The sequence below is a fragment of the Streptomyces sp. NPDC054841 genome (assembly GCF_053611045.1).
Genome location: NZ_JBSGZO010000432.1, coordinates 1 through 7,276, shown reverse-complemented (window position 1 = coordinate 7,276; position 7,276 = coordinate 1). Strand labels below are relative to the sequence as shown.

General features: G+C 68.8%; 8 protein-coding genes. All 8 read right to left on the bottom strand.

Translation table 11 applies throughout. The features are described from left to right. Positions 1-70 precede the first annotated feature (70 nt). Entirely contained in the window at positions 71-1,159 is a 1,089-nt protein-coding gene (locus ACWGI8_RS35645) for a lysophospholipid acyltransferase family protein (protein ID WP_453667412.1), read from the bottom strand. Between the two features lie 15 nt (positions 1,160-1,174). Next, positions 1,175-2,236 (bottom strand): NAD-dependent epimerase/dehydratase family protein, encoded by a 1,062-nt coding sequence (locus ACWGI8_RS35640; protein ID WP_453667411.1) that lies wholly within the window; start codon positions 2,234-2,236, stop codon positions 1,175-1,177. Positions 2,237-2,453: 217 nt separating this feature from the next. Next, the gene (locus tag ACWGI8_RS35635) at positions 2,454-2,552 is read right to left on the bottom strand and encodes a 30S ribosomal protein bS22 (RefSeq protein ID WP_003948845.1); all 99 of its coding nucleotides are present in this window, start codon (positions 2,550-2,552) and stop codon (positions 2,454-2,456) included. Between the two features lie 110 nt (positions 2,553-2,662). Further along, complete coding sequence (locus tag ACWGI8_RS35630) at positions 2,663-2,872, bottom strand: helix-turn-helix domain-containing protein (protein ID WP_158687078.1); 210 nt, start codon at positions 2,870-2,872, stop codon at positions 2,663-2,665. 128 nt (positions 2,873-3,000) lie between these two features. Continuing rightward, a complete protein-coding gene (locus ACWGI8_RS35625; RefSeq protein ID WP_453667409.1) occupies positions 3,001-3,816 on the bottom strand; it encodes a phosphatase in 816 nt (271 codons plus the stop codon). A gap of 205 nt (positions 3,817-4,021) precedes the next feature. Further along, positions 4,022-5,197: an acetoin utilization protein AcuC gene (locus ACWGI8_RS35620; RefSeq protein ID WP_453667407.1), complete on the bottom strand. Its 1,176-nt coding sequence runs from the start codon at positions 5,195-5,197 to the stop codon at positions 4,022-4,024. Further along, positions 5,148-6,383 carry an MFS transporter gene (locus ACWGI8_RS35615; protein WP_453667405.1) on the bottom strand — a complete coding sequence of 412 codons (1,236 nt, stop codon included), beginning with the start codon at positions 6,381-6,383 and terminating at the stop codon, positions 5,148-5,150. The genes ACWGI8_RS35620 and ACWGI8_RS35615 overlap by 50 nt, the downstream gene beginning before the upstream one ends. Before the next feature lie 43 nt (positions 6,384-6,426). Then, positions 6,427-7,071, bottom strand: coding sequence for an HAD family hydrolase (locus tag ACWGI8_RS35610; protein WP_453667403.1), 645 nt, complete (start codon positions 7,069-7,071; stop codon positions 6,427-6,429). Positions 7,072-7,276 lie beyond the last annotated feature (205 nt).

Genomic DNA, 7,276 nt, shown 5'->3' with positions numbered 1-7,276 from the left:
GGGGCGGGAGACACCCGGTCTCCCGCCCCTCCCTCATGACGTCATGACGCCAGAAGGCCGAACAGGCCCCTCAGAAGAACACCGACCGCCGCTGCACCAGCAGCTTGTACAGGGTGTGCTGGATCTGCTCCCGCACCTGGTCCGTCAGGTTGAACATCAGCATCGGATCCTCCGCCGCCTCCGGCGGATAGCCGTCCGTCGGGATCGGCTCCCCGAACTGGATCGTCCACTTCGTCGGCAGCGGCACCGCCCCCAGCGGCCCCAGCCAGGGGAACGTCGGCGTGAGCGGGAAGTACGGGAACCCCAGCAGCCGCGCCAGCGTTTTCGCGTTACCGACCATCGGGTAGATCTCCTCCGCCCCGACGATCGAGCAGGGCACGATCGGCGTCCCCGCCCGCAGCGCCGTCGAGACGAAGCCGCCACGCCCGAAGCGCTGCAGCTTGTACCGCTCGCTGAAGGGCTTGCCGATGCCCTTGAAGCCCTCCGGCATGACGCCGACGACCTCGCCCTGCTGCAGCAGCCGCTCCGCGTCCTCCGCGCACGCCAGCGTGTGCCCGGCCTTCCGCGCCAGCTCGTTTATCACCGGCAGCACGAAGACCAGATCCGCGGCGAGCAGCCGCAGATGGCGGCCGGCCGGGTGATTGTCGTGGACGGCGACCTGCATCATCAGCCCGTCCAGCGGCAGCGTCCCGGAGTGGTTGGCCACGACGAGCGCCCCGCCCTCCGACGGGATGTTCTCGATGCCCTTCACCTCGACCCGGAAGTACTTCTCGTACAGCGGCCGCAGCAGCGACATGAGCACCTGGTCGGTGAGCTCCTTGTCGTAGCCGAACTCGTCGACCTCGTAGTCACCGGTGACCCGGCGCCGCAGAAAGGCCAGCCCGCCCGCGATACGCCGGTCCCAGCCACCGCCCGTCTCCGGCACGCGCGGCGACCCGTCGGACGCCATGCCCGAGCCCGTACCGGCATCCGCGGCGGCGTCCCGCGCCGCCGTACGCTCCCCGCCCAGTTGCCCCGGCACAGTGCCCACCGGGATCTCACGAGCCGCTACCTCGGCGGCCTTTCGCCGGCCTGCCCCGGGGCGCCGCCGCACCGAGCGCTGCGGCGTACCGTTGCGTGACCGGTCGTCGTCGAACGGAATGACCTTGGCGTCCGCCATCGTTCCTTGCGCTCCTTATCCGGCGCTCTGAGTGGTGGTCCTGGCGCCGCCCGCCAGCGGGAGAGCGGCGACCTTGTCGACCGCCCTCGCCAGGGCCTCCGGCGGCAACAGCCCCGGCCCGCGGCTGCGCGAGAAGTCCGCGAAGGTCTCCGCGGTCGTGTACGCGGGGGTGAAGCCCAGCGTCTCGCGCATCTGGACGGTACTGACCACCCGGCCGTGCGTGAGCAGCCGGATCTGCTCCGGCGAGAAGTCGGTGAGTCCGACCGTCCGCAGTGCGGACCCGACCCAGGTGACGGCCGGCAGCAGCACCGGCACCGTGGGGCGGCCCAGCCGCCGCGAGCACTGCGACAGCAGCAGCACGCCATCGCCCGCGATATTGAACGTGCCGCTGTTCAGCGTTCCACGGCGCGGCTCGTGGGAGGCGGTCCGCAACACCTCGATGACGTCGTCCTCATGGACGAACTGCAACCGCGGGTCGTAGCCGAAGACGGTCGGCAGGACGGGCAGCGAGAAATAGTCGGCGAGCGGGGAGTCGGCGCGCGGCCCGAGGATGTTCGCGAAGCGCAGCACGCACACGGCCACGTCCGGCCTGCGGCGCGCGAAGCCGCGTACGTACCCCTCGACCTCCACCGCGTCCTTGGCGAAGCCACCACTGGGGAGGGACTTGGGCGGCGTGGTCTCGGTGAAGACGGCCGGGTCGCGGGGCGCGGAGCCGTACACGCTCGTACTGGACTTGACGACCAGGCGCCGCACGGTCGGAGACTTCTGGCAGGCGCCGAGCAGCTGCATGGTGCCGATGACGTTGGTCTCCTTGACCGACGTGCGGCCGCCCGCGCCCAGGGGAGTCCCCGTGACGTCCATATGGACGACCGTGTCGACATCATGCTCGGCAAGGACTCGAGCTATCGCGGGCTGGCGGATGTCCGCCCGTACGAAGTCGGCACCGCCGAGATGATGCTCGGGAGTCACCGCATCCACGCCCACCACCCGGTCCACTTCGGGGTCCCGCTGGATTCGGCGTACGAAGCGGCCCCCGAGCTGCCGGGCCACACCGGTGACGAGCACGACCTTGCCCAAGATCAGCGCCTTCCGTTCGGTCCTGGCTATGCGTCACCGTAGCGGGTTGATGTTGCGCTGTGATGACCGCAGGGCTTTCTTCACGGCTCATTGGTCCCAACGCACGACACCGCCGGTCCAGGCGGCATGCCTCGAGGGACGGCGCGCGCCCCGCAAACGCACCGCGGCCCCTCCACCACTCGGGTGGAAGGGCCGCGGATTCACGGACAGCCGCCGCTTACTTCTTGTTGCGACGCTGAACGCGCGTGCGCTTGAGCAGCTTGCGGTGCTTCTTCTTCGCCATCCGCTTGCGCCGCTTCTTGATAACAGAGCCCACGACTACCCTCGCTCACTTCTCTTCACTCGGTGCGGGGCGTCTGGGCCCACACGACCTACGTCGGCCTAGCCTACCGGCCCGAGCTCCGAGCTTGTAATCCGAGGGGCGCCTCAGGCTGATTCCACCCCCACAAAAGACTCGCGGAGGTACTCGTGAACCGCTTGCTCCGGGACCCGGAAGGACCTGCCCACCCGAATCGCCGGCAGATGACCACTGTGCACCAACCGGTACACGGTCATCTTCGACACGCGCATCACCGAGGCGACTTCCGCCACGGTCAGGAACTTGACCTCATTGAGAGGCCTCTCGCCAGCAGCCATGACCCACCTGTACCTTCCGCACACGACGCACACCGGCTTCCCCTCCGGTGACTCTTCGTCGCGGTGCGCTCACTCACCAGACTAGGGGCGGGTGATGCGAGTGGGGAAGAGGAGCAGCCATCGGCCGTTTACTGTGACAGACACGCTCGATTGAGTACATAGCGAGTAAGCGGCCGGTAGTAATCGGACCGCACAGCGTCATCAAGCGGAACGGCGACGGACACCTGCCCCTCGGCCTCGCCGACGAACAGCGCGGGATCGTCCGTGTCGGCCAGTCCGATGGCCTCAAAACCCAGCTGACCTGCCCCGCAGACCCAGCCGTGGTCCCCGACGACCAGCTCGGGCAGGCGGCCTCCCACCTCCGCAACCCCCTCCATCGCGGCCCGAACCGGGAGGGGCGAGTGAGTGTGCGCACCGGTCTCACGCCCGGCGAGCGGCACGCCGGGTTCCCGCACCAGCGCGACTCCCCGTACGTAGTCAAGGTTGTACGTGCGTACCCCGAACCGGGTCGTTATGTCGACACATCGCCCCTGCGCCGGTGTGAGTACGAGACAGCCTGCCGCCGATAAAGCGTCTGCCAGCTCGGCGTAGAACCCGAGCAGCCGATGCGGGTGCCCGGTCCCGAACAGCACCGCACCCCGCCGCTCGGCCAGCACCCCGAGCCGCTCGGCGAACGCATCGAGCCCGCTCAACGTCTTCTCAGGATCGATCACATCCGGCCCTGAAACATGCCCTGGGTCGCCGGAGACCCCGCACTTGTCGGCCATTAACGCGATCAAATCCCGCTCATCCCATACCCATTCGGGATCGAGTCCGAGCGTGACGCGTGGATCCCGCGCCGCGAACAGCCGATAGCTCCGCAGGCTCTCCTCCCTCGACGTGGCCACCGGCCCGGCCAACCTCGCCGCCAACAAGTGCGCCCGCAACGCTCCCCTGCTCAACACACCGCCGATGCTGCCGCAGCCCACCGACCCACACACCAAAAACCCCGGCAAATCCCCACAGTCGGCGTAACGCGGGTACCCTCCCCGCCTCCGGAAGCGCGTCGCTCTTCCTCCGTCAGCGCGCCGCCCCGCGCCCCAGGGCCTGTCTTCTGGATCAGGCCCGACCCAGAAGGCACCCCCTAGGGCCTGTCGTTCGGATCAGGCCCTAGACCAGCAGTCCCCTCAGCGGAAACACCGCCCGCCTCGTCGCCAGCACCGCCTGGTCCAGCCGGTCCGCCGGGTCGTACCCGTCCTCCCACGCCCGCCACCCGGGCGTACGGCCGTCCGTCATCCGCCCCGGCCCCAACTGCCTCGTCCGCGCATAGACTTCATCCCGCCACGACGACGGAATCACCGACTCGGGATCCACCGGCGCATGCCCGGCGATCCCCACCAGGTGCGTCCACGACCGCGGCACCACATCCACCACCGCGTACCCGCCGCCCCCGAGGGCGACCCAGCGCCCGCCCTCGACGCACTCGTGCGCCAGTGAGTGGCACGCCTCCTGCACCAGCCGCTGCGCATCGAGTGACACCGCCAGGTGCGCCAGCGGATCCTCGAAGTGCGTATCCGCCCCGTGCTGCGTCACCAGCACCTGTGGCCGGAAGTCCGCCAACAGCTCCGGCACCACGGCATGGAACGCCCGCAGCCAGCCCTCGTCGCCCGTCCCCGCCGGCAGCGCCACATTCACGGCGCTGCCCTCGGCCGCCCCGGACCCGCCTGTCTCCTCAGGCCACCCCGTCCCCGGAAACAGCATGCGCGGATGCTCGTGCAGCGAAATCGTCAGCACCCTCGGGTCGTCCCAGAACGCCGACTGGACCCCGTCCCCGTGATGTACGTCCACATCCAGGTACGCGACCCGCTCGGCTCCCAGCTCCAGCAGCCGGGCGATCGCCAGCGACGCGTCGTTGTAGATACAGAACCCCGACGCCGCCCCCGGCATCGCGTGATGCAGCCCACCCGCGAAGTTCACCGCATGCGCGGCTTCCCCACGCCAGACCGCCTCCGCCGCCCCCACCGACTGTCCCGCGATCAGTGCGGACACCTCATGCATGCCGGCGAACGCCGGGTCGTCCATCGTCCCCAGACCGTACGACTGGTCCGCCGTCCGCGGATCCTCGGAGGCCGCCCGCACGGCCGCCACATAGTCCTCTCGGTGGACCAGCCGCAGCGTCGACTCCCCGGCCGGCTTCGCGGCCACCACATCCACCACACGGTCCAGCCCGTACGCCCGCACCAACCCCATGGTCAGCGCGAGCCGTACCGGATCCATCGGATGGCCGGCTCCGAAGTCATACTTCGTTACCGCTTCGTCCCACATCAACAGTGCGCGGCCGCTCATGCTCGCCACCGTATCGGTCGGACTCCGCCATGAACGACCGGGCATACAACAACGTCACAAGGACCAACACCATCGGAACGAGCATCGCGCCCCGGTAGTTCCACGCATCTCCGAGCGCACCGACCAGCGGCGACCCGATCAAGAACCCCACATAATTGAAAACATTCAGACGGGCGACGGCCACGTCGCTCGCCCCCGGGCTGCGACTTTCACCAGCGAGCCTCCCCGCCGCCGCGAACGTCTGCGGCACGATCACACACAGCCCGAGCCCCAGCAGAGTGAACCCGGCAAGCCCCACCCACGCCCCGGGCGCCACCGCGACCACCGTGAACCCACCAGCGGCCAGCACCGTACCGAACCGCACGACCGCCACAGCCCCGAAGCGCCGCACGCCGAGATCCCCCACTGCCCGCCCCAGCAGCGTCGTCACCATGTACGCGTTGTACGGGACCGTCGCCAGCTCCTCCGAGCCCCCCAGTACGTCCTGGAGATACTTCGCGCTCCAATTGGAGACCGTCGAATCCCCGATGTACGCGAACGTCATCACCAGACACAGCGGCAGCAGCATCTTGAAGGCAACCGGCGCCCCGCTCGCAGCGCCCTCCTCCTGGCGGCCCGGCCGGTCCTCCGCGTCCACGTACCACCGGCTCCCGACCAGCGCCGCCGGCAACAGCACGGCCACCACCGGCAGATACGACACCACGAGCGGCAGATCCCAGTGCGCCCCCACCCATGCGAGCGACGCGCCCACGATCCCACCGAGGCTGTACGTGGCGTGAAAACCGAGCATGATGCTGCGCCCGTACTCCCGCTGCAAGCTCACCCCGAGCATGTTCATGGACGCGTCCAGCGCACCGACCGCAAGCCCGAACGCCCCGAGAGCCGCAGCCACCTGCCACAGCTCGCTGCCCGCCCCCACGCTCAGAAGCGAAAGCAGCACAACCGGCTGCGACCACCTCAGCACGGCTCCCGGCCGCACGCGCGCCACAAGCTTCTCGGTCACTACGCTGCCGACCCCGGCCAGGATCGGCACGGCCGCCAGAAACAGCGGCAGCAGCCCGTCGGATATCCCGTACCGGTCCTGAATCGCAGGTATGCGCGTCACGAGGAGCGCAAAGGTCACCCCCTGGACGAAGAAGCTCAGCGCCAACGAGCCCCGTCCGTGCCGCAACCGCGCGTCTGTCATGGCCGCACAGCGTAAGCCGCTCATCTACCCATGGGTAGATGGATCACACGAGCAATCCCGGCAGCTCGGTCATGTCCGCGAAGTGCGCCTTGGCACCGGCGAGGTTCGCGGCCGCCGTCATCGCCGTGAACCCGTACACATCCATCCCTGCCGCGTGGGCCGCCGCGACCCCGAGCGGGCTGTCCTCCACGACGACGCACCGCTCGGGCGCGACCCCCATCCGCTCGGCGGCGTACAGAAACAGATCCGGCGCCGGCTTCCCCCGGCCCACATCCTGCGCGCTGAAGACGTTCTCGCCCCGGAACCACGCACCCAGTCCGGTCTTCCGGTGCCCGACCCGGATCCGCTCATGACTCCCCGACGACGCCACGCAGTACGGCACCCCTTCCGCGACAAGCATCCCGAGCACCTCGCTCACCCCCTTGACCGGCTGCAACTCCCGCTCGAAGGCGGCGAAGACTCGGCCGTGCAGGATCTCGTCGAAGTCCTCCGGCAGCCGCTGCCCGGTCCTCTCCAGCACCGTGTCGTGCACCCGGTGCACAGCGGCGCCCATGTAGTCGCGCAGGGAGTCCTCGTATGACGTCGGGTGCCCGAGTTCGGTGAGATACGCGGCCAGGACGGTGTTGGAGATCGGCTCACTGTCGACGAGCACACCGTCGTTGTCGAAGATGACGAGGTCGTAGCGCATGCATCCAGCGTAGATAACGGACTTCAGCCGTCATCCCCCGGCAGGAACCCAGCGGGAACTCAGGTGGAACTCAGCCGGACCGTACTGGTGCACAACGCAAAAATGCCTCAACCCCCGGACATGGTCCGGGGGTTGAGGCTAAAAATTGTTCGGCGGCGTCCTACTCTCCCACAGGGTCCCCCCTGCAGTACCATCGGCGCTGAAA